The sequence below is a fragment of the Maritimibacter alexandrii genome (assembly GCF_005871115.1).
Taxonomy (GTDB): Bacteria; Pseudomonadota; Alphaproteobacteria; order Rhodobacterales; family Rhodobacteraceae; genus Maritimibacter; species Maritimibacter alkaliphilus.
Genome location: NZ_SWKQ01000009.1, coordinates 731,170 through 752,139, shown reverse-complemented (window position 1 = coordinate 752,139; position 20,970 = coordinate 731,170). Strand labels below are relative to the sequence as shown.

Below are 20,970 nucleotides of genomic sequence, written 5' to 3'. Positions count from 1 at the left end.
GAACGCCTTTCCGGCTCAGAGCTTTTCGATCAGCTCCGGGACGGCGGTGAAGAGGTCGGCGACGAGGCCGTAGTCGGCGACCTGGAAGATCGGGGCCTCCTCGTCTTTGTTGATCGCGACGATGACTTTGGAGTCCTTCATGCCCGCGAGGTGCTGGATGGCGCCCGAGATGCCGACGGCGACGTAGAGTTCCGGTGCGACGACCTTGCCGGTCTGGCCCACCTGCCAGTCGTTCGGGGCGAAGCCCGAGTCGACCGCGGCGCGGGAGGCGCCGACGGCGGCGCCCAGTTTGTCGGCCAGCTTTTCGATCAGCGCGAAGTCCTCTTCCGAGCCGACACCACGCCCGCCCGACACGACGATGCCCGCCGAGGTCAGTTCCGGGCGGTCGCTTTCGGCAACCTTGTCCTCGACCCATTCGGATTTGCCCGAGGCATCCGGCGCGCCGATGGTCTCGACACTCGCCGAACCGCCGTCACCGGCCGCGTCGAAGGTCGAGGTCCGGAAGGTGATAACCTTCTTTTCATCTTTCGACTTTACGGTCTGGATCGCGTTCCCGGCATAGACCGGGCGTTCGAACGTATCGGCATCCACAACCGCGGAGGCATCCGAGATCACCATCACATCCAGAAGCGCGGCCACGCGCGGCATGATGTTCTTCGCGTCCGTCGTCGCGGGTGCGCAGATGTGCGAGTAATCCCCGGCGAGCGAGACGATGAGGTCCGCGGTCGCCTCGGCAAGGCGGTGGCCGAGGCTGTCGCCTTCCGCGACCAACACCTTGGCCACGCCGTCGATCTTGGACGCGGCCTCACCGGCGGCCGCAGCCGAGGCGCCCGCGCAGAGCACGGTCACATCGCCAAGCGCCTTGGCGGCGGTGACGGCTTTCGCGGTGGCGTCCAGCGCGAGTTCGCCGGAGTTGACTTCGGCAAGAAGCAGAACGGCCATCACACGACCCCCTTCTCTTTGAGTTTCGACACGAGCTCATCGACGCTCTCGACCTTGATGCCCGCCGACCGCACCGGCGGCTCGGCGGTCTTGACCACCTCGAGGCGGGGCGCGACGTCGACGCCGTAATCGGCGGCGGTCTTTTCGTCCAAGGGCTTCTTCTTGGCCTTCATGATGTTGGGCAGCGACGCATAGCGCGGCTCGTTGAGGCGCAGGTCGGCGGTGACGATGGCGGGCAGGCCCACCTTGATCGTCTGAAGACCGCCATCGACTTCGCGCGTCACGGTGGCCGCGTCGCCGTCGATGTCGAGCTCCGAGGCGAAGGTCGCCTGACCCCAGCCGAGCAGGGCGGCCAGCATCTGGCCGGTCGCGTTCATGTCGTTGTCGATCGCCTGCTTGCCGGCGATGACCAGCTTGGGCTGCTCTTCGTCCACGATCGCCTTCAGGATCTTGGCGACTGCCAGCGGCTCGATATCGGTGTGAACGTCGTCGGCCGCCACCACGAGGATCGCGCGGTCAGCCCCCATCGCCAGCGCCGTGCGCAGCGTTTCCTGCGCCTGTTTCACGCCGATCGAAACCGCGACCACTTCCTCGGCCTTGCCCGCTTCCTTCAGCCGGATCGCCTCTTCCACCGCAATCTCGTCGAAGGGGTTCATCGACATCTTAACATTCGCAAGATCGACACCGGAGCCGTCGGACTTAACCTTCGCCTTCACGTTGTAGTCGATCACGCGCTTCACAGGCACAAGCACCTTCATGAGCGTTCTCTCCCGTTGCGCCCCACCGGGGCAGTTGTCTGGGGCATGGTGTAGCGAGAATGTCGGGGGCGTCACAATGCCAAAGCGACCAAAAGTTGCGCTGCGACGCCGCGTTTCGGGGAATTGTGATACGGTGGCGTGACGTCAAATCGGCATGGGAGCGCAAACATGGAGAAGGTCACGGGAATCGGAGGCGTGTTCTTTCGGTCGAACGATCCGACCGCGCTGGCGAACTGGTATCGCGACATGCTTGGCGTGAACCTCGTGCCGCAGGATGCCGATGGAATGCCGTGGATGCAGGAAGCGGGGCCGACCGTGTTCGCACCTTTCGCCGCCGACACCGATTACTTCGGCCGCGACAGCCAGCAATTCATGCTGAATTTCCGCGTGGCCGATCTGGATGCGATGCTCGCCCAGTTGCGTGGTGCGGGGATCGAGGTCAGCCACGAACAGGCGATGGACGGCATCGGTCGTTTCGCGCGCGTGCACGATCCGGAAGGCAATCCCATCGAGTTGTGGGAACCCGCCGGCTAGGGGTTTAGGTTCGGCAACAGCCGCGCTACCGTCCGCGTCAGGAGGTGCCCATGGTCACATTGCCGAATGCCGCCATCGTCGAATCGCGTGCCAAACTGATTATCGGTCTGGTCGGTGACTATTCGTTGGATACCCGGGGCGAGATCCCCAAACTCTACGAACAGTTCTTCGCCATTCGGGACGGGATCAAGCATCGCGTCTCGGACGTGCTGTACGGGATTTCGATGGGCGCAAAGCCGGATGGTTCGTTCCGCTATGGCGTGGGGATCGAGGTCGAAGAGGCCGAAGACCTGCCCGAAGGCGCGTGTGAAATGCACCTCGTTGATGGCGAATACGTCGTCTTCTCGCAGCGCACGCCGATTGCCGAACTGCCCGCGCGCTTCGACGCCGTCTTTGCCGAGTGGTTGCCGCAGTCGGATTTCGTGCAGCGTGAGGGTGCGGTGTTCGAATGCTATCCGGACGACGACAGCCCGGAAGACGGCAAGATGCTTTACGAGATCTGGGTGCCGGTCGCGCCGAAGTAGTCAGCCCTGCTGTTTCAGCAGGCGCTGTTTCTGGCGATTCCAGTCCTTCTTGGCGGTATCCGCGCGCTTGTCGTGGACCTTCTTACCTTTCGCGATGCCGATCTTCATTTTCGCGATGCCGCGATGGTTGAAGTAAAGCACCAATGGCACGATCGTCATGCCCTTGCGTTGGGTGTCGTTCCACAGGCGCGCCAATTCCTTTTTTGAACACAGAAGCTTGCGCCGCCGACGCTCTTCGTGGCCAAAGGTCTTGGCCTGCTCGTAGGGCGCGATATAGCCGTTGACCAGCCACAGCTCTCCGTCCTCCACCGCCGCATAGCTTTCGGCGATGTTGGCGGAGTTCACCCGCAGGCTTTTCACCTCGGACCCTTCCAGCACGATGCCGACTTCGAGATCGTCCTCGATCGCATAGTCGAAACGCGCCCGCCGGTTCTCGGCGATCACCTTGTAGTTCTTGTTTTCATCGGTCTTGGCCATCGACCCCATGTAGGCGGGCGCGCCTCGCCTGTCCAGAGTGGCGCCGGGATGGTATGATCGGGGCTATTGGAACAGACATTTCGGGGGGAGCCATGTTCAGGAGGTTATTTCTTGCGGCCAGTGCCGCGTTGCTCGCGGCGCCGCTTTGGGCCGAGGAAAATCCGGCGCCCGCCACGGCGGACGGTTTCGACTTCGACAGGGTCAGCCCCATTCAGGTGCGCTATTCCGGTTCGCTCGCGGATGGGACGTTCACGATCACGGTTCTGCCGGGGTGGGTCGCCGTGAACGGCGGGACGGATGGGGCGATCTACGGCGATTTCGCAGGCGGAGACATCTGGATCGCCGACGACAAGAACGGACGGTTGATTTCGCAATCGGGCGCGGCGGCGATGCGTGATGCGACCAGTGGCGACGAGATCAGATCGACGCAGGCGTTGGACGAAGCCTTCGCAAAGATGGAAGCCATCCTTCAGGAGCGGCTGGAGGGCGTGCCCGAGGATCAGAGGCCCGCGATGGAACAGGCGATGCGCGACGCGATGGGCCTGCCCCCGATGATCGAAACGGTGGGCGGGGAAGCCATGTCGCTCAACATCTACGAGCTATCGGATTTTCAGGACGATCAGGGCCGCGACGTCTATCGGGCCGAGGCCCGGTCGGGCGGTGAACTGGCCCGTAGCTTCGAGCTGGTCGGGCTGGGCGATGTGCCGGAGGCCGGGAATATCGTGAAAGCCGTGGCGCTGCTGGTCGCGATGCACAGGCAGATCATGGGGGATGACCTGCCGGGCGAAAGCCTGATCCTCGACCTTCTGGCCGTTGGGGCCACCTATTTCATCATCTCGGCCACGGACCATCGGTCCGGCGAAAGCTGGAAGCTGGAGGGGATCAGGCCCTATGCGCTGGGCGCGGCCCCGGGTGGCGCCGATGCGTTGCACAAGGCTATGGCCAGCGACGGGTGATCGCCGGCCGCTGCGCGTGAAATCAGTTCAGAAGGCCCGCGTGGCGCATGGCGCTGTCCATGGCCGCCTTGGTTTCGTCCGACAGGGCCATGAGCGGCAGGCGCACGTCCTCTTCGATAAGGCCAAGCTTGGACATGCCGTATTTCGCGCCCGACACACCCGGCTCCATGAAGATCGCGCGATGCAGCGGCATCAGCCGGTCCGCGATTTCCAGCGCGGTGCCGTAGTCGCCCGCCAGCGTGGCGTTCTGCATTTCGGCGCAGAGTTTCGGGGCGACGTTCGCGGTCACCGAGATGCACCCGACACCGCCCATGGCGTTGAAGCCGTGCGCCGTCGCATCTTCGCCGGAAAGCTGGATGAAATCCTTGCCGCAGAGGTCACGCTGCCAGGCCACGCGGGCCAGATCGCCCGTCGCGTCCTTCACGCCCACGATCATCTCGTGCTTGGCCAGTTCGGCCATGGTCGCCGGGGTCATGTCGACCGCCGAGCGCCCGGGGATGTTGTAGATGATGATCGGCAGGCCGACCTCGGCAATGGCGAGGAAATGCGCGATCAGCCCGGTCTGGGTGGGCTTGTTGTAATAGGGCGTCACGACGAGCGCGGCATCCGCCCCCGCCTTTTTCGCATGCTCGGTGAAATGCAGCGCCTCGACCGTGTTGTTCGACCCGGTGCCCGCGATCACCTTGATCCGGCCATCGACGGCTTTGACCACCTCGTCGACCACCATCAGGTGCTCTTCGTGCAGAAGCGTGGGGCTCTCGCCGGTCGTGCCGACGGGGACGAGCCCGTGCGAGCCTTGCTCGATATGCCAGTCCACGAGCCGTTTGAGCGCATCGACATCCACCTTGCCGTCCTTGAACGGCGTCACAAGGGCCGGAATCGAACCTTTCAGCATGTCACGCTCCTGTTGCTATCTTCGTCCGTGGAAGGGCACGCGAGTCGCGCCCCGGTAAAACGCGGCGGAAACTAGCCGCAGTTGAACCAAATGCCAAGAATGTGTGTTGCGAGAACGATTTGGCGGGCTAGGTATGCGGACATGACGAGACGAGCCATGAATTTCGCCCGCCTTTTCCGCCGTTTGTTCCTTGTTCTCGTGGTGCTGTCCGCGCCTGCCCATGCGCAGGATGCCGCTGACGTCGCCGCGTTGAAGGAAGGACTTTCCCTCATGCGTGAGGGCAAATGGGACGACGCGCTGGAGGCCGCAGGACCGCCGGGCGCCTTGCCCCGCGACATCATCGAATGGAACCGCCTGCGGGCGGGCAAGGGCACTTTCGCCGAAAGCGTCGAGTTTCTGAGCCGGCATCCCGACTGGCCGGGCGAGGATCTGCTGCGCGAACGGACCGAAAGCTCGATTCCGCGCGATGCGGTCGTCCAGGATGTGCTGACCTTCTTTCAGGACGTGAAGCCGCAGTCCGGCACCGGGGCGATCCGCTATGCGCGGGGCCTTTGGGAATCGGGCTACAAGGAAGAGGCTCAGGCCGAAGCGCGGCGCGCGTGGACGACCATGTCGCTCTCCCAGTCGCAGGAAGAGCAGTTCATGCACGACTGGCCCAAGACGCTCGCGGATTATCACTGGGAGCGGATGGATCATCTGCTCTGGCTCGGCCTGACGGACGAGGCCGAGCGGCACATGGCGCGCGTCTCGACCGATCAACAGATTCTCGCCCGTGCCCGGATCGCGCTGCGCAACACCGACCCCGGCGTGGATGCGATGATCGAAAAGGTGCCCGAGGCGCTTCAGGATGACCCCGGCCTCGCCTATGAGCGGATGCTCTGGCGGCTCCGCAAGGGCCGGATCGACGATGCGATCGAAATGGTCCTCGAACGGTCCACCTCGGCCGAGGCGCTGGGCCGCCCGGTGATGTGGGGTGACGAGCGCCGCCGTTTCGCCCGCGAGAAGATGCGCGGGGGCGAAGCGCAAATGGCCTATGACCTCGCCGCGAACCACTACATCGACGAAGCGGTCTGGGACCGCGAGGATAACGAATGGATCGCCGGTTTCGTGTCGCTCAGGATGCTGGACAACGCCGAAACGGCGCTGAAGCATTTCCAGTCGTTCCGCGACTCCGTCGACACGCCGATCAGCCTTGGCCGTGCCGGGTATTGGGAGGGCCGGGCATTCGAGGCGCTCGGGCGCGAGGACGAGGCGCAGGCCGCCTATGCCTTCGGCGCGCAGCATCAGACCGCCTTCTACGGTCTTCTGGCCGCCGAAAAGGCAGGCCTGCCGATGGACCCGAAACTCGCCGGGACCGAGGAGTTTCCCGATTACACCGAAGCCAGCTTCTGGGGCACCCCGATCATGGAGGCCGCGCGGCTGGTCGCGGCGCTGGACGAATACTACCTGACGCAGCGCTTCGTCGTGCATCTGTCCGAGCGGCTCGATCGCACCGAAACCGGTCAGTTGGCCGATTGGGCCGAGGATGTCGGGCTGCCATACGTCATGCTCAAGATCGCCAAGCATTCGGTGAACTTCGAAAAGGTGCTCGAACGCGCCTATTTCCCGACACCGGAAATTGGGAGCGGCAATCCCAACGTGCCGCGCGCGCTGGAGATGGCGATTTCCCGGCGCGAGAGCGAGTTCAACCATACGGTCCGCTCCCATGCCGGGGCGCTGGGGCTCATGCAGCTCATGCCCGGCACGGCGCGCGACATGGCGAACCGTCTGGGCATCGACTATGCGCCGGCCAAGCTGACCACGGACATGGAATACAACGCGCGGCTGGGCTCGGAATACCTCGCCTGGTTGATGGAGCGGTTCGGGGACAATCCTGTGCTGATCTCGGTCGCCTATAACGCCGGTCTCGGGCGCGCCTACAACTGGTCCGAGGAACGCGGCGACCCACGCGACCCGGACGTGGACGTGATCGACTGGATCGAGATGATCCCCTTCGACGAAACCCAGAACTACGTGATGCGGGTGACCGAAACGCTCCCGATCTACGAGGCGCGGCTCAAGGGCGAGGTCGGCGACCTGAACTTCACCGCAATGCTGAAGCGCCGCTGACCTTGCGGCCCTTCTGCCGTTCGCGCCATGCCGTGAACAGCCCGGCGCCGACCACGATGGTGGCGCCGAGCGCCACGTTCCATTCGATGGATTCGCCGAAGAACAGGATCGCGATGATCGAAACGAAGACGAGCTGGAAATAGGCGAAGGGCTGAACCGCGCTCGCCTCGGCCACCTCGTAACAGCGGATCAAAAGGTAGTGCCCGAGAGCGCCTGTGATGCAGAGCATCGCCATCCAGATCCAGTCGGGGCGCTCCATCGGTTCCCAGTGGAACGCGCCGACGGCGGTGATGGCCACGACCCCCGCGATCCCGGTCCAGAAGAACGAGGTCTGGGCGCTGTCCTTGCGCGCGGCATAACGCGTGGCGAGCCCATAGATCGCGAAGAGGAGCGCGGCGGCGACCGCGATCAGCGCCTCGGGCGCGAACACGGCGAACCCCGGTTGCAGGATGATGAGGATGCCGACGAACCCCACGCCGATGGCGAGCCACCGGCGCGGCCCGACGGTTTCACCCAGCACCGGACCGGACAGCGCCGCGATCATCAGCGGGTAGGAGGCGAAGATCGCGTGCGTGGGGATCAGGCCCAGCACCACGAAAGCATAGATCGTGACCAACACCTCGACGATTAGGATCACGCCCCGGAACGATTGCAGGAACGGCTGGCTGGTCGCGACCGCGCGGCGAAGCCCCCCGGCGCTGCGGGCCGCCATGACGGTGACGAACAGCGCGAAGAACCAGTAGCGGATCATCACGATCAGATAGACGTTGTACTTGTCGGCGAGCAGCCGCGAGACCCCGTCCTGCACCGCGAAGGTGAAGACCGCGCCGAGCATCAGGATGATGCCGGCCTTCGTGTTCTGAACCGCCATCAGACGCCCTTTCGTGCCACGGTCATGTGGCGTTTGTGGCCGTAGCCGGGTCGACGCTCGACGGCGAACCCCGCATCCGCCAGCCCCCGGCGCACGAAACCCGCCGCCGTATAGGTTGCCGCCGTGCCGCCCGGAGCCGTGTGGCGCCAAACCTCGGCCATCAGGTCCGGCGACCACAGTTCCGGATTCTTGGCGGGCGAAAATCCGTCCAGAAACCACGCATCCGCTTCGCCGGGCCATTTGGCCAACGTCTCGCGCGCGTCGCCTTCGATCACCTCGACCGTCACCGGGCCGACCGTGAAGAACCGGACCCCTTGATCCCAGACGGCAAGGAACGGGTCCGCGACCGAACGCGCCTCGGGAAACGCCTCGAGTGCATGGGCAATATCTTCGCCGCTCATGGGAAAGGCCTCGAACGAGGTGAAGCGGATCGGGATATTCGTTTCACGCAACGCCAGAACCATCGCCAGCATGTTCAGCCCGGTTCCAAAGCCAAGTTCGGCCACATGGAACCCCGGCACGCAGCGGTCGGGCAGCCCGTTCCCGTCAAGGAACACATGCCGGGTTTCGGCCAGCCCGTTCGCGATGGAAAAATAGGGGTCGTCGAACCGGGTCGAGACCGGGATCGCCCCGTCGCGCCATTCCAACGTCGCTCTCTGGCTCATTTCCAGCCGATCCCCTATCAGTTCGCCAGACGATCCATGACGGAGGGCCTCTGGCTTGGCAATGGTAGACGTGACCGTGCGTGGGGCGGGCGCTTTCGGCCTGTCCGTCGCCTATGCCTGCGCGGCCCGTGGTGCCCGTGTCCGCGTGGTCGACCCCAACGGCGTCGGCGGCGGGGCCTCTGGCGGGATCGTCGGGGCGCTGGCCCCGCATGTGCCGGAAAACTGGAATCCGAAAAAGGCGTTCCAGTTCGCCGCTCTGGACATGGGCGAGGCGTTCTGGCGCGCCGTCGAAGAGGTGGGCGGCGTGCCGTCTTCCTACGCGCGCACCGGACGGCTCCAACCGATTGCCGACGATCAAGCGCTTGCCCTGGCGGAAGCGCGGGCCGAGACGGCGCGCGCGCTGTGGGAGGGGCGCTATGTGTGGGAGGTGGTCGAGGCGACCGGTGCTTGGACACCGCTTTCACCCACGGGCAGGCTGATCCACGATACGCTGACCGCGCGGATGTTCCCCCGTCACGCCTGCGCCGCGCTCGCGGCCGCAGTTCAGGCGCTGGGCGGTTCCATCGTGTCGGACGCGTCGGAAGAGGGTGCGGTGGTCTGGGCTACGGGAGCGGCGGGGCTTGAGGCCCTGAGCGCCGAACGGGGGCGCATGGTGGGGGCGGCGGTCAAGGGGCAGGCGGCGCTCCTCGATGTCGACGCCCGCGACCTGCCGCAGCTTTTCGCGGACACCGTGCATATCGTGCCCCATGCGAACGGCACGACCGCGATCGGCTCCACCTCCGAACGTGACTTCGGCGCAGCGGATACCACCGATGACCAGCTGGACGCGGTGATCGCCCGCGCCCGCGCTGCCGTGCCCGCGCTTGCCGATGCGCCGGTTCTCGAACGCTGGGCCGGGCTGCGGCCTCGCGCCCGCACCCGCGCGCCGATGCTGGGCGCATGGCCCGGCAAGCCGGGACATTTCATCGCCAATGGTGGCTTCAAGATCGGGTTCGGCATCGCGCCGATGGTGGGGCAGGTCATGGCCGATCTGATCCTCGACGGTCGCGACACGATCCCAGCCGAGTTCAGACCCGAAGCCAGCTTCTGATTCTCTCTGATCCGAAATCTCAGACGCGCCGCGCCGGGCATCCTAAGATATGGTCGTTCACCAATCCGCAGGCCTGCATCCAGGCGTAGACGATGGTCGGACCGCAGAAACGGAACCCGGCTTTCTTGAGGTCTTTCGAGATCTGCGTCGATAGCGGTGTCGAGGCAGGCACTTCGCCGAGGGACGCGAAGTCGTTCACCAAGGGCGCGCCGTCGACATAGCCCCACATCCGATCCGCAAAGACCTGCGCCCCGCCCATGTCGAGATAGGCTTGCGCATTGCCGATGGTCGCTTCGATCTTGCCGCGATGGCGAATGATGCCTTCGTTGGTTAACAGCTGCGCCACCTCGGGCTCTCCCCAAGACGCGATGACCTCGGGTTCGAACCCCTCGAAAGCCGCCCGGAAGTTCTCGCGCTTGCGCAGGATCGTGATCCAGCTCAGCCCCGCCTGAAACCCGTCGAGGATGAGCTTTTCCCACAAGGCGCGCCCGTCGTATTCCGGCACGCCCCATTCCGTGTCGTGGTAGGCCACGTAAAGCGGGTCGTCCCCGCACCAGCCACAGCGTTCACCCATCGCGATTTACCTCGAATCCGAAATTTTACTGCTTCTTAGCAGGTCTGGCGCAATGGTGGCGATGCATTGGCGTTTGAGGTTGGTATGCGCTTTGAAATCCCCGACGAACCGGATGTCGTCCTGTCCAGTCCGCTGACCATCGCGATCCAGCAACGGGACCGCGATACCATGGCCATGGTGCGTCGCGCCGTGCAGACGAAACAGGTCATGCTCGCCTTTCAGCCCGTGATGCGTGCGCAGGCCGCCGATACGGTGGCGTTTTACGAGGGGTTGATCCGGGTTCTCGACCACACGGGCCGGATCATCCCGGCCAAGGACTTCATCGACGTGGTGGAAGAGCAGGAACTGGGGCGCATCATCGATGCCCTCGCGCTCGAACTCGGTCTGGCCGCGTTGGAGGAGGAGCCTTCGCTCAGGTTGTCGATCAACATGTCGGCCCGGTCCATCGGCTATCCGCGATGGAAGACGGTGCTCAAGCAGGGGTTGGAGCGTGATCCCACGCTGGGCGAGCGTCTGATCCTCGAAATCACCGAACGCACCGCCATCGTCATGCCCGATCTGGTGCAAGTCTTCATGTCCGAGATGCAGGCCGAGGGTATCTCGTTCGCGCTGGACGATTTCGGTGCGGGCTATACCGCGTTCCGCTACCTGCGCGACCTCTATTTCGATATTCTCAAGATCGACGGCGAGTTCATTCGCGGCATTGCCGACAACCCGGACAATCAGGTGATCGCGCAGGCCATGCTGTCGCTCGCGCGGCATTTCGACATGATGACGGTCGCGGAATGCGTCGAGACACTCGAGGACGCGCAGTTCATGGCCGACAACGGCTGCGACTTCCTGCAAGGCTACTTCTTCGGGGCGCCGACCATACGCCCGTGGTGGAAGGGCGAGGGGCTGGAACAGCGCCAACGCGCGTGACGCAGCGTCACTGTCAACCTTGATTCATTCTGCCGTGCAGCATAATGGTACGACCGACGCGGATGCGGGGGAGAATCGTGCGATTGCACGGTCTGCATCGGCGAACCCCATGCACCGGCCCCTGCCGGATCTGACCTGGAGAGGACATACCATGACGAATGTCGTAATCGCTTCGGCTGCACGCACACCCGTGGGCAGCTTCAATGGCTCGTTTGCGAACACCCCTGCCCACGACCTCGGATCGGTCGTTCTGGAGGCGCTGGTCGCGCGTGCCGGGATCGACAAGTCCGAAGTAAGCGAAACGATTCTCGGTCAGGTTCTGACCGGCGGCCAGGGTCAGAACCCGGCCCGTCAGGCGCATATCAACGCTGGTCTGCCGAAAGAAAGCGCGGCTTGGAGCATCAACCAAGTCTGCGGTTCGGGCCTTCGCGCCGTCGCGCTGGCCGCCCAGCACGTTCAGCTCGGCGATGCCGATATCGTCGCTGCGGGCGGGCAGGAAAACATGAGCCTCAGCCCCCACGTCGCGCATCTGCGTGCCGGTCACAAGATGGGCGACATGAAGTTCATCGACTCGATGATCAAGGACGGGCTGTGGGATGCCTTCAACGGCTACCACATGGGTCAGACCGCCGAAAACGTCGCCGAACAGTGGCAGATCACCCGCGACATGCAGGACGAATTCGCCGTGGCGTCGCAGAACAAGGCCGAGGCGGCCCAGAAGGCCGGCAAGTTCGCGGACGAGATCGTGCCGTTCGTTGTGAAGACCCGCAAGGGCGACATCACCGTCGATCAGGACGAATACATCCGTCACGGCGCGACGATGGACGCGATGCAGAAACTGCGCCCGGCCTTCACCAAGGACGGCTCGGTGACCGCCGCCAACGCCTCGGGCATCAACGACGGTGCGGCTGGCGTGCTGGTCATGTCGGCGGACGATGCCGAGAAGCGCGGCATCCAGCCGCTCGCCCGCATCGCCTCCTACGCGACCGCCGGTCTGGACCCGTCGATCATGGGCGTCGGCCCGATCTACGCGTCGCGCAAGGCGCTGGAAAAGGCGGGGTGGAAGGCATCGGACCTCGACCTCGTGGAAGCGAACGAGGCCTTCGCCGCCCAAGCCTGCGCGGTGAACAAGGACATGGACTGGGACCCGGCCATCGTGAACGTGAACGGCGGCGCCATCGCCATCGGTCACCCGATCGGCGCATCCGGCGCCCGCATCCTGAACACGCTGCTGTTCGAGATGCAGCGGCGCGACGCGAAGAAGGGCCTCGCCACGCTTTGTATCGGCGGCGGCATGGGCGTTGCGATGTGTCTCGAACGTCCTTGACGGAGTAGACTTGGAACCGGGCCCTGAGGGGCCCGTTTTCATATCATGGCAAAGCGACCCGATAACCCCGCGCAAATCGTCTTTTCCGGCGGTGGCCTTCGCTGTTTCTGGCAGGGCGGGTTCATGACGCGACTGGCGGAGGCCGGGGTGAACTATACGCCCGAACGCGTCACCGGCGTGAGCGGTGGGGCCCTCGCGGGGGCGGCCTGGCTTGCCGGATACGAGCGAGAGCTGCTGGACGAGATGTGCGCGGCCTTCGAGAAACGCGATACGAACATCGATCTGTTCGCCGCCGACGCGGATGGCATCACACCACATCAGGAGCTTTACTGTTCGGTCGTCGATCGGGTCATCGACGCGAGCGCCGCGAAACAAATCGCCACCGGCCCGGGGTTTCAGATCCTGATCGGACATCCACCGGAGACGGGGCTTCCAACCATGACCGGTGCGGCATTGGCCTTGGCCTATGAGGCCGAATTGCACACGATCAATTCCCCCCATTTCAATTGGGCCGAAAAGATGGGGCTGACCGCCGACCTGGTCGACGCGAACGACGCGGCACGAAACGGGAAGCTGGTCGAACTCGTCAATGCGGCGGCCGTGATTCCGCCTGTGTTCGAGCCGCCACTTTGGAACGACAGGCGCGTGGTGGACGGCGGCATGGCGGATCAGGCGCCGATGCCGGAGCCGAACGAGGGCGAGACGCTGGTGCTGCTGACGCGGCCCTATGAACGCCTGCCCGACATCGAAGGGCGGGTCTATGTCTGGCCGAGCGAAGAAACGCCGGCCGACAAGATCGACTTCACCGACCCGCAAAAACTGCGGGATACATGGGCGCTGGGCGAGGCCGACGCCGAAAAGTTTCTGGCGCAGGGCTAGGTAATATTGTTGCGCTATCTTGGTGTATTGAGTAACAGAGTTACCGGACTGAAATGACAATTGGAGGACATCTTATGGGCAGAGTGGCACTTGTGACGGGGGGATCCCGCGGCATTGGCGAGGCCATTTCAAAGGGTCTCAAGGCGGCGGGATTCGACGTCGCGGCGACCTATGCGGGCAATGACGAAGCCGCGGCGAAATTCACCGAAGAGACCGGCATCAAGACCTACAAATGGAACGTGGGTTCTTATGAAGAATCGAAGGCCGGGATCGAAAAGGTCGAGGCCGAGATCGGGCCGATCGACGTGGTCGTGGCGAATGCGGGCATCACCCGCGACGCGCCGTTTCACAAGATGACGCCGGAGCAGTGGCAGCAGGTGATCGACACCAACCTGACGGGCGTGTTCAACACCGTTCATCCGGTCTGGCCGGGGATGCGCGAGCGCAAGTTCGGGCGCGTGATCGTCATTTCGTCGATCAACGGCCAGAAAGGCCAGTTCGGTCAGGTGAACTATGCAGCCACCAAGGCCGGCGACCTCGGCATCGTCAAATCGCTGGCGCAGGAAGGTGCGCGCGCGGGCATCACCGCCAATGCGATCTGCCCCGGCTATATCGCGACCGAGATGGTGATGGCGGTGCCGGAAAAGGTCCGTGAATCGATCATCGCGCAAATCCCGGCTGGCCGACTGGGCGAACCGGAGGAAATCGCGCGTTGCGTGGCGTTCCTCGCGTCCGATGACGCCGGGTTCATCAACGGCTCGACCATTTCCGCGAACGGCGCGCAGTTCTTCGTCTGACGCGCCTTCTCTGGGAGGAGAGGAAACCGGCCTTTCGGGGCCGGTTTTTTCGTGGCAGATGGTGCGCATGACGCAATCCCGTGCCACCTTGATCGGCTTTACCGCCGTGCTGCTCTGGGCGCTTCTGGCGCTGTTTACCGTTGGCACGGCGCCGGTTCCGCCATTGCAATTGAATGCGATCTGCTTCGCCATCGGTGGGGTGATCGGGTTGGTGTGGGTCAGCGCGACCGGGGGCTGGGCGCGGCTTCGGGCGGTGCCGTGGACGGTCTATGCCTTCGGGACGGCGGGCCTGTTCGGTTATCACTTCTTCTACTTCAGCGCGCTCAGGCTTGCACCCGCCGCCGAGGCCGGGCTGATCGCCTATCTCTGGCCGCTTCTGATCGTCCTGTTTTCGGGTCTTCTGCCCGGCGAGCGGCTGCGGTCGGGGCATATCGTGGGCGCGCTCGTCAGTTTCGCGGGGGCGGCACTTCTGCTGTCGCGGGGCAGTGGCGGGTTCAGTGCCGAGGCGCTTCCGGGCTACATCTTCGCGGTGCTCTGCGCGCTGACATGGTCCAGTTATTCGGTTCTCTCACGGCGGTTGGGCGCGATGCCGACGGATACGGTCGCCATCTACTGCGTAGCGACGGCGGTGTTGTCGACGCTCGCGCATCTTGTCGTGGAAACGACGACCTGGCCCGAGACCGGCATCGGATGGGTTTCGGTCGTTGCCTTGGGCCTCGGTCCGGTCGGGCTGGCCTTTTACACGTGGGACGTGGGGGTCAAGCGCGGAAACATCCAACTGCTGGGCACCGCAAGTTATGCAGCGCCCTTGCTGTCGACCTTCGTCCTGATCGCATTCGGGGTCGCGCAAGCCAGCCCTGTGCTGATCCTTGCGGCGGCTCTGATTACGTTCGGTGCGTTTCTTGCGGCCCGCGCAGGTCGTTCGCCTGCGCGGTGAGTGTGAGGCTCAGGTGGTGGCGAGACGCTCGATCTCGTCCTTCAGCATGAGTTTCTGCTTCTTCAAGGAGCTGATTTCGGTGTCCGGGGTGCTCGGGCTGCGCTGCGCGGCTTCGACCTGCACGGCCAGCGCCTCGTGTTTCCGGCGGAGTTCCTTCAAGCGCGCACTCAAATCCATGGGGTCCTCCTATTTGGTTATGTAGACCTAAATTGGAGCATAGAACCGCGAGTCTGTCACGAAATCGTTTCAAAACTCGGCGTCTTGGCAAACAAATGCCAAGGATTCAGGTTCTAATGCGTCAGAAAATATCAATGCGATTGAAGGATCACTACCAGAGGGGAAGCGCGGCACCATCCCGCAGGATTGCCGACACCTCACGGCGGTAGGATTCCGAGTCGCCCACATGCTCGGCCCCGTCATGCAATATGAGCGGGGAGGCCAGCCGAAATTCGCCCCGTCCGCCTTTGCGGGCCTGAACGAGGATGAGAACCGCCGCGCGCCCTTCGCGGGGAAGCAGCGGCTTGACCAGAATGCTGCCCATTCGGTCGTCGAAACCCCGCAGGATCTCCGGCAGTCTTTCGGCTTTCTGGATGATCGTCATGTATCCACGATGCTTCAGGCGCCGTGTGCCGACGTCGATCCATGTGGCGAGTGGCGTATCCTCGAACAGCGCGGCGGCCCGTCCGGCATCGTCCGAAGTCGTGGAGCGTTCCCTCAGATGATAGGGCGGGTTCATGATGACGTGATCGTAGCTTTCCTCTTTCACCTCCGAGGGCAGGTCCGAGATGTCGGCCTCCACCACATCCATGTCGATGTCGTTATCGAAGGAATTCTTTCGCGCGAGGTCGGCATAGTCCGCCTGCCGCTCAACCCCGACAAGTCGGATGCCCGGCACCCTCGTCGCAAGGCAAAGCCCGGCAGCCCCGGCGCCGCAGCCCAGATCGAGCACGCTCTCGCCATCATGTGCGGCCACGGAGGCGGCCAGAAAGACAGGGTCGACGCCCGCGCGGTAGCCTTCGCGTGGTTGCATCAGAACAAGCTGTCCGCCGAGGAACTTGTCCTCGGTCACAAGTTGGCGGGCAAACCCCATACTCATTCCTCCTCGAGCTCAATACCGTTCTCGGTCAGCACGCGGCGCGCGCGGACGTAATCATCGGCCCGAACCATAAGGCGACGAGGTAAAATACCTATTGATCCCTCGAGGGTGCTCATATGGACGTCCATCGGAAAGGCAGGTATACCTTCGCCCGATAAAAGGGCGCTCGCAAAGGCGATGATGGTCGGGTCTGTCGTGCGAAGAAGCTCTTTCATATATGGGACTTAGGACTGAAATCGACCGGATGTCGAGGCCATCGTCCGGGCGGCATGAAGAGAGACATCACGTGCTGGACCAAAAAGCGCACAAACCCCACGAACGGCTCGCGGCCCATCTGAAAGACGACTTGTCGCAGGTGGACGAGATGATTCGCGCCCGTATGGCGTCGGAGCATGCCCCCCGCATCCCCGAAGTGACGGCACATCTGGTGGATGCAGGCGGCAAGCGTCTGCGCCCGATGCTGACCCTCGCCTCGGCGCGGCTCTGCGGCTACGAGGGCGGGCATCACATTCACCTCGCCACGGCGGTCGAGTTCATCCACACCGCGACGCTCCTGCATGACGACGTGGTGGACGAAAGCGGTCAGCGGCGCGGGCGCCCGACCGCGAACCTTCTGTGGGACAACAAGTCAAGCGTGCTGGTGGGCGACTACCTGTTCGCACGCTCGTTCCAGCTGATGACCGAGGCGGATTCGCTTCGGGTGCTTCAGGTTCTGTCCAACGCGTCGGCCACCATCACCGAGGGCGAGGTGCTGCAACTGACCGCGGCGCAGGATCTGGGCACGACCGAAGACACCTATTTCAAGGTGGTGCGCGGCAAGACGGCTGCCCTGTTCGCGGCCGCGACCGAGGTGGGGGGCATTCTTGCGGGCGTGTCCGAGGACCGCATCAAGGCGCTGCACGACTACGGCGACGCGCTGGGCATCGCGTTTCAGGTGGTCGACGATCTGCTGGATTTCTGGGGCGGCGACGCGACGGGCAAGAACATTGGGGATGATTTCCGCGAGCGGAAGCTGACCCTGCCGATCATCAAGGCGATCGCGCGCGGCGACGATGAAGAGCGCGCATTCTGGAAGCGGACGCTTGAGAAGAACGATCAGAGGGACGGCGATCTGGAACGGGCGTTGGAGATCATGACGGCCCATGGCGCGCTGGATGACACGCGGGCCGCGGCGCTGGACTGGGCCGCCCGCGCCAAGGCCTGTCTCGACGCTTTGCCGGAAGACCCGATCCGCGACATGCTGAGCGACATCGCGGACTATGTGGTCGCGCGCCTGAACTGACATGAGCGAAGCTGGCGTCTATTTCCACGGCTTGCCCGGCGGGCCTGCCGAGCTTGACGCGCTGGGGCCGGGCTCACCGTTGACGGCGATCGACCGGATGGGCGTCGCGGGCGACGACTACCCTGCGCGGCTCGAGGCGGTGGCGGACAGGTTGCAGGCCGGTGCCCCGTATCGCATCGTCGCGTTTTCGCTTGGGGCCATGTCGGCGCTTAGGCTGGCGGCGGCGCATCCCGACCTCGTGCGGGAGTTGGTGCTGATCGGGCCGGCCGGTCCGCTTCAACTGGGCGACTTTCTGTCGGACATGGCCGGGCGTCCCGTTTTCGAGGCGGCGCAGCGCGGCGGCTTTCCGTTCAAAGGCTTCGTCTATGGGCAGGCGAGTGCGATCCGGATGATGCCGCAGTCGTTTCTGGAAAGCCTGTTTCGTGGCGCACCTGTGCATGACAAGGCCCTGCTGGTCGATCCCGACATCATGGATGGACTGATCGCCGCGTGGCGGTCGGCTTTGTTGAGCGCCCGCGCGGCCTATCGCGACGAGCTTGCGGCCTATGTCGAGGACTGGTCCGATGTGCCGGGCCGGGTGACGGTGCCCGTCACGATCCACATGGGTGCAGCGGACTCCTGGGTGCCGCCCGCCATGGTAAAGGCACTCGCCAAATCCCTTGGAACCGAACCCGAGATGATCGAACATCCGGGCCTCGGTCACTACGGAACGGCAAGCAAGGTTCTGCTCGACATCAGGTAAGCGTGGCGGGGACGACCCACCATTCCGGGTGCACCTCCGCCAGCGCGGCTGCGGCGGCGTTCGCGGCTTCCCGGCTGGCGAAAAGCGCAAAACAGGTCGCACCGGACCCGGACATACGCGCAAGACGTGCGTCCGGCAGCGTGGTGAGGGCGGCGAGCACATCGACGATCACCGGGGCGACCTGCATCGCGGGATCTTCCAGATCGTTGCGCTGGGCCGCGAGCCAGTCGATAAGCTGCTTGGTGCCCTGCCACTTCGGCAGTTTGCGCGGCATCGGGGCGTTCGTCTTGCTCGCAAGGGCCTTGAAGACGGCGGGCGTCGGGACTTCGACGCGGGGGTTGGCCAGAACCGCATGAAGCTGTGGCAGCGGGCCGACCGGCTCGACCATTTCCCCGATCCCGGACATCCGTGCGGCTTGCCGCGTCAGGCAGACACGCACGTCGGCGCCAAGCTGTGCCGTCCCCTCGGGCAGGGTGCGTTCGCCGGTCAGGTCGGACATCGCCAGCAAAGTGGCAGCGGCGTCCGACGACCCGCCACCGATCCCGGATGCAGCGGGCAGATGCTTGGACAACGTGATGGCGACCGGCTGATCGAACAGCTCCGCTGCCCGCCAGACAAGGTTCGTCGCGTCGGTCGGCACACCGTCTGACATCGGGCCGGTCACGTCGAGCGACAGTTCGTCCGCCGCCATGACGGACACACGGTCCCCCACGTCGGCGAAGGCCACGAGGCTGTCGAGCAGGTGGTAGCCGTCCTTGCGCTGCCCGGTGACATGCAGCGTCAGGTTCACCTTGGCCGGTGCGAAAACCTTAGTTAGCAGCCGCGCTCTCCTGCCGAAGGATGGGATCGCCGCCTTCCTCTTCCAGCACCTTGTCCAGACCGACCTCGAGCTTGCGGCGGATGCGGTCGGGTTTGACCTCTTCGAGGTTGGTCTCGTCCGTGATGAAGCTCAGCGCGCGGCTCCACTGGAATTCCGCCTCGCGGGTGCGGCCTACGGCCCAATAGACGTCGCCGAGGTGATCGTTCACGACCGGGTCCACCGGCATCAGCGAAACGGCTTTTTCCATCTGCGGCACGGCTTCGTCGTAACGGCCCAGCCGGTAATAGACCCAGCCGAGACTGTCGACGATGTAACCTTCGTTCGGGCGCTGATCGACGGCCTTCTCGATCATGCCGAGCGCTTCGTCGAGGTTCTCGCGCTTTTCCACGAGCGAGTAACCGAGGTAATTGAGAACCGAAGGCTGGTCGGGCTCAAGTTCCAGCGCCTTTCGGAAATCGCGCTCGGCGTCCTCCCACCGGCCACCGCGTTCGTTCACAATGCCTCGTGCGAAATAGACCGCCCATTGCGCCGCCACTTCCTCGGGATAAAGCGAAATCGCGCGGTCATAGGCCGCAATCGCTTCGGGCCAGGCTTCTTCGTAGCGATAGGCATCGCCGAGCGCGACATGCACGGGGGCGAGATCGGGGTAGCGATCCGCCAGTGTCGTCAGCGTTTCGATGCCCGCGTCGGCCTGATCCGAACGGCGCAACGCGCTTGCCTTGCCCATCATGGCCTGCACATAGGCGCGGCTGTCCGGGGCGATCTGGTTGTAGGTCTGCACGGCGAGTTCGTGGTTCTGCATGTCCTCGAACACCGCGGCACAGAGCAGCGTCGCACTCACGTTCTCGGGGTCGAGGAATTGCGACAGCCGCGCGTAGATCAAGACGAGGCTGGGACTCGCATCATTGGCGAGCACTTCCGCCACGTTGTAAAACAGGGCCGAAAGCCCGTCCTTGGGCGATTTGACCGAGTCGAATTCGACCGTTGCGCCGCTTTCCAGTTCGGCACGCAGCATCGCGATTTCTTCGTCGCCGGTGTTCGGCAATTGCGCGTCGAGCAGGGCGATGGCGTCGTTGTTGCGTTCCAACTGGCTCAGGATCTGCGCATAGGCGATGACGCCCGAGCGGTTCAGGGCAAGCTCGACGCCCGCCTCGCCGGACAGGATCGCGGCCGCACCTTCGTAGTCACCGACATAGGCAAGCGCCTGCGCTTTCTGGAAGGCCGAGACCTGTTTCGCGACGTCGTCCTGCGACAATTCCTCGAAAATTTCGAGCGCGCGGGACATGCGGCCATCGCCGATGGCGGTCCATGCCAGAATAAGCGGGTCCATAAGGCCACCGACCGAAAAACCGCTGTTCATGGTGTCTTCGACCGCAGCCCAATCCTCACGCCCCATCGCGTCCCCCAAAAGGACGATCTGGCCGAGTTCATTGCCCTCGGACATCTCGACGAGGCGGCGGGCCACCGGCACGGCTTGGTCGATCTGGCCCAGACCGAGATGCGCGACCAGCAGCCCCTCCATGATCCCGGCATTGTCGGGACGTTCGGCAAGGGCACGGGTGCCGTATTCGACGAGAGCCTCGAAATCGGCATTCGCGTCGGCGGACCGCGCCGCGAGATACGCCCCGGTGAAACCGTCGGTCGACTGAGCCGAAATCGGCAAAGCGGTGAGGGCGAGAAACGACGCGACACCAAGCGTGCGGGCCGTTTGGAACAGTCGGGGCAAGGGGCACCTCTCCTCAGATGGACATGGAGAAACCTAACGTCGCGCCCG

Annotated in this window: 24 protein-coding genes; 12 read left to right on the top strand and 12 right to left on the bottom strand. The window is 64.2% G+C overall.

Annotated elements, in window-relative coordinates; genetic code table 11:
• Window positions 1-15: 15 nt before the first annotated feature.
• Both FCT00_RS04605 and FCT00_RS04600 read right to left on the bottom strand, forming a co-directional pair.
• Window positions 16-942: an electron transfer flavoprotein subunit alpha/FixB family protein gene (locus FCT00_RS04605; protein ID WP_138422019.1), complete on the bottom strand. Its 927-nt coding sequence runs from the start codon at window positions 940-942 to the stop codon at window positions 16-18.
• A complete protein-coding gene (locus tag FCT00_RS04600) occupies window positions 942-1,700 on the bottom strand; it encodes an electron transfer flavoprotein subunit beta/FixA family protein (protein WP_008333406.1) in 759 nt (252 codons plus the stop codon). Before FCT00_RS04600 ends, FCT00_RS04605 begins: the two co-directional genes overlap by 1 nt.
• 168 nt (window positions 1,701-1,868) lie before the next feature.
• On the opposite strand from FCT00_RS04600, the gene FCT00_RS04595 reads away from it, so the two are divergent.
• Together FCT00_RS04595 and FCT00_RS04590 are read left to right on the top strand one after the other, a co-directional pair.
• Window positions 1,869-2,234 carry a VOC family protein gene (locus tag FCT00_RS04595; RefSeq protein WP_008333407.1) on the top strand — a complete coding sequence of 122 codons (366 nt, stop codon included), beginning with the start codon at window positions 1,869-1,871 and terminating at the stop codon, window positions 2,232-2,234.
• 50 nt (window positions 2,235-2,284) lie between these two features.
• On the top strand, window positions 2,285-2,758 hold the full coding sequence (locus tag FCT00_RS04590; RefSeq protein ID WP_008333408.1) for a GyrI-like domain-containing protein: 474 nt from the start codon (window positions 2,285-2,287) through the stop codon (window positions 2,756-2,758).
• Here the strand turns inward: FCT00_RS04590 and smpB are convergent, their stop codons facing one another.
• Window positions 2,759-3,235 (bottom strand): SsrA-binding protein SmpB, encoded by a 477-nt coding sequence (smpB, locus tag FCT00_RS04585; protein WP_138422018.1) that lies wholly within the window; start codon window positions 3,233-3,235, stop codon window positions 2,759-2,761.
• A 92-nt stretch (window positions 3,236-3,327) separates the two neighbouring features.
• On the opposite strand from smpB, the gene FCT00_RS04580 reads away from it, so the two are divergent.
• A complete protein-coding gene (locus FCT00_RS04580) occupies window positions 3,328-4,191 on the top strand; it encodes a hypothetical protein (protein WP_138422017.1) in 864 nt (287 codons plus the stop codon).
• Between the two features lie 22 nt (window positions 4,192-4,213).
• Here the strand turns inward: FCT00_RS04580 and dapA are convergent, their stop codons facing one another.
• Entirely contained in the window at window positions 4,214-5,086 is an 873-nt protein-coding gene (dapA, locus tag FCT00_RS04575; RefSeq protein WP_008333415.1) for a 4-hydroxy-tetrahydrodipicolinate synthase, read from the bottom strand.
• Window positions 5,087-5,242: 156 nt separating this feature from the next.
• Between dapA and FCT00_RS04570 the strand changes: the two genes are divergently transcribed.
• Entirely contained in the window at window positions 5,243-7,195 is a 1,953-nt protein-coding gene (locus tag FCT00_RS04570) for a lytic transglycosylase domain-containing protein (RefSeq protein WP_171042882.1), read from the top strand.
• On the opposite strand, the gene FCT00_RS04565 is transcribed toward FCT00_RS04570, so the two are convergent.
• Window positions 7,170-8,066, bottom strand: coding sequence for a DMT family transporter (locus tag FCT00_RS04565; protein ID WP_008333417.1), 897 nt, complete (start codon window positions 8,064-8,066; stop codon window positions 7,170-7,172). The two genes, FCT00_RS04570 and FCT00_RS04565, sit on opposite strands and share 26 nt — an antisense overlap.
• The gene (mnmD, locus tag FCT00_RS04560) at window positions 8,066-8,731 is read right to left on the bottom strand and encodes a tRNA (5-methylaminomethyl-2-thiouridine)(34)-methyltransferase MnmD (RefSeq protein WP_171042881.1); all 666 of its coding nucleotides are present in this window, start codon (window positions 8,729-8,731) and stop codon (window positions 8,066-8,068) included. Before mnmD ends, FCT00_RS04565 begins: the two co-directional genes overlap by 1 nt.
• Before the next feature lie 61 nt (window positions 8,732-8,792).
• Between mnmD and FCT00_RS04555 the strand changes: the two genes are divergently transcribed.
• Entirely contained in the window at window positions 8,793-9,821 is a 1,029-nt protein-coding gene (locus FCT00_RS04555) for an NAD(P)/FAD-dependent oxidoreductase (RefSeq protein WP_138422015.1), read from the top strand.
• A gap of 19 nt (window positions 9,822-9,840) precedes the next feature.
• Here FCT00_RS04555 and FCT00_RS04550 read toward each other — a convergent pair whose 3' ends face one another.
• Entirely contained in the window at window positions 9,841-10,395 is a 555-nt protein-coding gene (locus tag FCT00_RS04550) for a DNA-3-methyladenine glycosylase I (protein ID WP_138422014.1), read from the bottom strand.
• 84 nt (window positions 10,396-10,479) lie between these two features.
• On the opposite strand from FCT00_RS04550, the gene FCT00_RS04545 reads away from it, so the two are divergent.
• From FCT00_RS04545 to yddG, 5 genes are all read left to right on the top strand, one after another.
• The gene (locus FCT00_RS04545) at window positions 10,480-11,316 is read left to right on the top strand and encodes an EAL domain-containing protein (RefSeq protein ID WP_138422013.1); all 837 of its coding nucleotides are present in this window, start codon (window positions 10,480-10,482) and stop codon (window positions 11,314-11,316) included.
• Between the two features lie 151 nt (window positions 11,317-11,467).
• Window positions 11,468-12,643 carry an acetyl-CoA C-acetyltransferase gene (locus tag FCT00_RS04540; protein ID WP_040885060.1) on the top strand — a complete coding sequence of 392 codons (1,176 nt, stop codon included), beginning with the start codon at window positions 11,468-11,470 and terminating at the stop codon, window positions 12,641-12,643.
• A 45-nt stretch (window positions 12,644-12,688) separates the two neighbouring features.
• A complete protein-coding gene (locus FCT00_RS04535) occupies window positions 12,689-13,522 on the top strand; it encodes a patatin-like phospholipase family protein (protein WP_138422012.1) in 834 nt (277 codons plus the stop codon).
• 74 nt (window positions 13,523-13,596) lie between these two features.
• Window positions 13,597-14,319 carry an acetoacetyl-CoA reductase gene (gene phbB / locus FCT00_RS04530; RefSeq protein WP_008333425.1) on the top strand — a complete coding sequence of 241 codons (723 nt, stop codon included), beginning with the start codon at window positions 13,597-13,599 and terminating at the stop codon, window positions 14,317-14,319.
• A gap of 67 nt (window positions 14,320-14,386) precedes the next feature.
• Window positions 14,387-15,256 carry an aromatic amino acid exporter YddG gene (gene yddG / locus FCT00_RS04525; protein WP_138422011.1) on the top strand — a complete coding sequence of 290 codons (870 nt, stop codon included), beginning with the start codon at window positions 14,387-14,389 and terminating at the stop codon, window positions 15,254-15,256.
• A gap of 9 nt (window positions 15,257-15,265) precedes the next feature.
• On the opposite strand, the gene FCT00_RS04520 is transcribed toward yddG, so the two are convergent.
• The 3 genes from FCT00_RS04520 to FCT00_RS04510 form a co-directional block, all read right to left on the bottom strand.
• Window positions 15,266-15,433, bottom strand: coding sequence for a YdcH family protein (locus FCT00_RS04520; RefSeq protein WP_008333427.1), 168 nt, complete (start codon window positions 15,431-15,433; stop codon window positions 15,266-15,268).
• A gap of 151 nt (window positions 15,434-15,584) precedes the next feature.
• Window positions 15,585-16,346, bottom strand: coding sequence for a tRNA1(Val) (adenine(37)-N6)-methyltransferase (locus tag FCT00_RS04515; RefSeq protein WP_138422010.1), 762 nt, complete (start codon window positions 16,344-16,346; stop codon window positions 15,585-15,587).
• Between the two features lie 2 nt (window positions 16,347-16,348).
• Complete coding sequence (locus FCT00_RS04510; protein WP_008333434.1) at window positions 16,349-16,567, bottom strand: putative signal transducing protein; 219 nt, start codon at window positions 16,565-16,567, stop codon at window positions 16,349-16,351.
• Between the two features lie 71 nt (window positions 16,568-16,638).
• Between FCT00_RS04510 and FCT00_RS04505 the strand changes: the two genes are divergently transcribed.
• A complete protein-coding gene (locus tag FCT00_RS04505; protein ID WP_008333436.1) occupies window positions 16,639-17,634 on the top strand; it encodes a polyprenyl synthetase family protein in 996 nt (331 codons plus the stop codon).
• A 1-nt stretch (window position 17,635) separates the two neighbouring features.
• Window positions 17,636-18,376: an alpha/beta fold hydrolase gene (locus FCT00_RS04500; RefSeq protein WP_138422009.1), complete on the top strand. Its 741-nt coding sequence runs from the start codon at window positions 17,636-17,638 to the stop codon at window positions 18,374-18,376.
• Here FCT00_RS04500 and FCT00_RS04495 read toward each other — a convergent pair.
• Together FCT00_RS04495 and FCT00_RS04490 are read right to left on the bottom strand one after the other, a co-directional pair.
• Window positions 18,369-19,196, bottom strand: coding sequence for a 4-(cytidine 5'-diphospho)-2-C-methyl-D-erythritol kinase (locus FCT00_RS04495; protein WP_138422008.1), 828 nt, complete (start codon window positions 19,194-19,196; stop codon window positions 18,369-18,371). The genes FCT00_RS04500 and FCT00_RS04495 overlap by 8 nt on opposite strands.
• The gene (locus tag FCT00_RS04490) at window positions 19,186-20,922 is read right to left on the bottom strand and encodes a tetratricopeptide repeat protein (RefSeq protein ID WP_138422007.1); all 1,737 of its coding nucleotides are present in this window, start codon (window positions 20,920-20,922) and stop codon (window positions 19,186-19,188) included. Before FCT00_RS04490 ends, FCT00_RS04495 begins: the two co-directional genes overlap by 11 nt.
• Window positions 20,923-20,970 lie beyond the last annotated feature (48 nt).

What these genes read in the sequence shown, in the direction of transcription:
- FCT00_RS04535 (WP_138422012.1), top strand. Translation starts at nt 12,689, where the DNA reads ATGGCAAAGCGACCCGATAACCCCGCGCAAATCGTCTTTTCCGGCGGT.
- FCT00_RS04510 (WP_008333434.1), bottom strand. Translation starts at nt 16,567, where the DNA reads ATGAAAGAGCTTCTTCGCACGACAGACCCGACCATCATCGCCTTTGCG.
- FCT00_RS04540 (WP_040885060.1), top strand. Translation starts at nt 11,468, where the DNA reads ATGACGAATGTCGTAATCGCTTCGGCTGCACGCACACCCGTGGGCAGC.
- FCT00_RS04500 (WP_138422009.1), top strand. Translation starts at nt 17,636, where the DNA reads ATGAGCGAAGCTGGCGTCTATTTCCACGGCTTGCCCGGCGGGCCTGCC.
- FCT00_RS04595 (WP_008333407.1), top strand. Translation starts at nt 1,869, where the DNA reads ATGGAGAAGGTCACGGGAATCGGAGGCGTGTTCTTTCGGTCGAACGAT.
- FCT00_RS04600 (WP_008333406.1), bottom strand. Translation starts at nt 1,700, where the DNA reads ATGAAGGTGCTTGTGCCTGTGAAGCGCGTGATCGACTACAACGTGAAG.
- FCT00_RS04605 (WP_138422019.1), bottom strand. Translation starts at nt 942, where the DNA reads ATGGCCGTTCTGCTTCTTGCCGAAGTCAACTCCGGCGAACTCGCGCTG.
- FCT00_RS04555 (WP_138422015.1), top strand. Translation starts at nt 8,793, where the DNA reads ATGGTAGACGTGACCGTGCGTGGGGCGGGCGCTTTCGGCCTGTCCGTC.
- FCT00_RS04550 (WP_138422014.1), bottom strand. Translation starts at nt 10,395, where the DNA reads ATGGGTGAACGCTGTGGCTGGTGCGGGGACGACCCGCTTTACGTGGCC.
- FCT00_RS04565 (WP_008333417.1), bottom strand. Translation starts at nt 8,066, where the DNA reads ATGGCGGTTCAGAACACGAAGGCCGGCATCATCCTGATGCTCGGCGCG.
- phbB (WP_008333425.1), top strand. Translation starts at nt 13,597, where the DNA reads ATGGGCAGAGTGGCACTTGTGACGGGGGGATCCCGCGGCATTGGCGAG.
- FCT00_RS04590 (WP_008333408.1), top strand. Translation starts at nt 2,285, where the DNA reads ATGGTCACATTGCCGAATGCCGCCATCGTCGAATCGCGTGCCAAACTG.
- FCT00_RS04520 (WP_008333427.1), bottom strand. Translation starts at nt 15,433, where the DNA reads ATGGATTTGAGTGCGCGCTTGAAGGAACTCCGCCGGAAACACGAGGCG.
- mnmD (WP_171042881.1), bottom strand. Translation starts at nt 8,731, where the DNA reads ATGAGCCAGAGAGCGACGTTGGAATGGCGCGACGGGGCGATCCCGGTC.
- FCT00_RS04515 (WP_138422010.1), bottom strand. Translation starts at nt 16,346, where the DNA reads ATGGGGTTTGCCCGCCAACTTGTGACCGAGGACAAGTTCCTCGGCGGA.
- smpB (WP_138422018.1), bottom strand. Translation starts at nt 3,235, where the DNA reads ATGGCCAAGACCGATGAAAACAAGAACTACAAGGTGATCGCCGAGAAC.
- yddG (WP_138422011.1), top strand. Translation starts at nt 14,387, where the DNA reads ATGACGCAATCCCGTGCCACCTTGATCGGCTTTACCGCCGTGCTGCTC.
- FCT00_RS04545 (WP_138422013.1), top strand. Translation starts at nt 10,480, where the DNA reads ATGCGCTTTGAAATCCCCGACGAACCGGATGTCGTCCTGTCCAGTCCG.
- FCT00_RS04580 (WP_138422017.1), top strand. Translation starts at nt 3,328, where the DNA reads ATGTTCAGGAGGTTATTTCTTGCGGCCAGTGCCGCGTTGCTCGCGGCG.
- FCT00_RS04570 (WP_171042882.1), top strand. Translation starts at nt 5,243, where the DNA reads ATGAATTTCGCCCGCCTTTTCCGCCGTTTGTTCCTTGTTCTCGTGGTG.
- dapA (WP_008333415.1), bottom strand. Translation starts at nt 5,086, where the DNA reads ATGCTGAAAGGTTCGATTCCGGCCCTTGTGACGCCGTTCAAGGACGGC.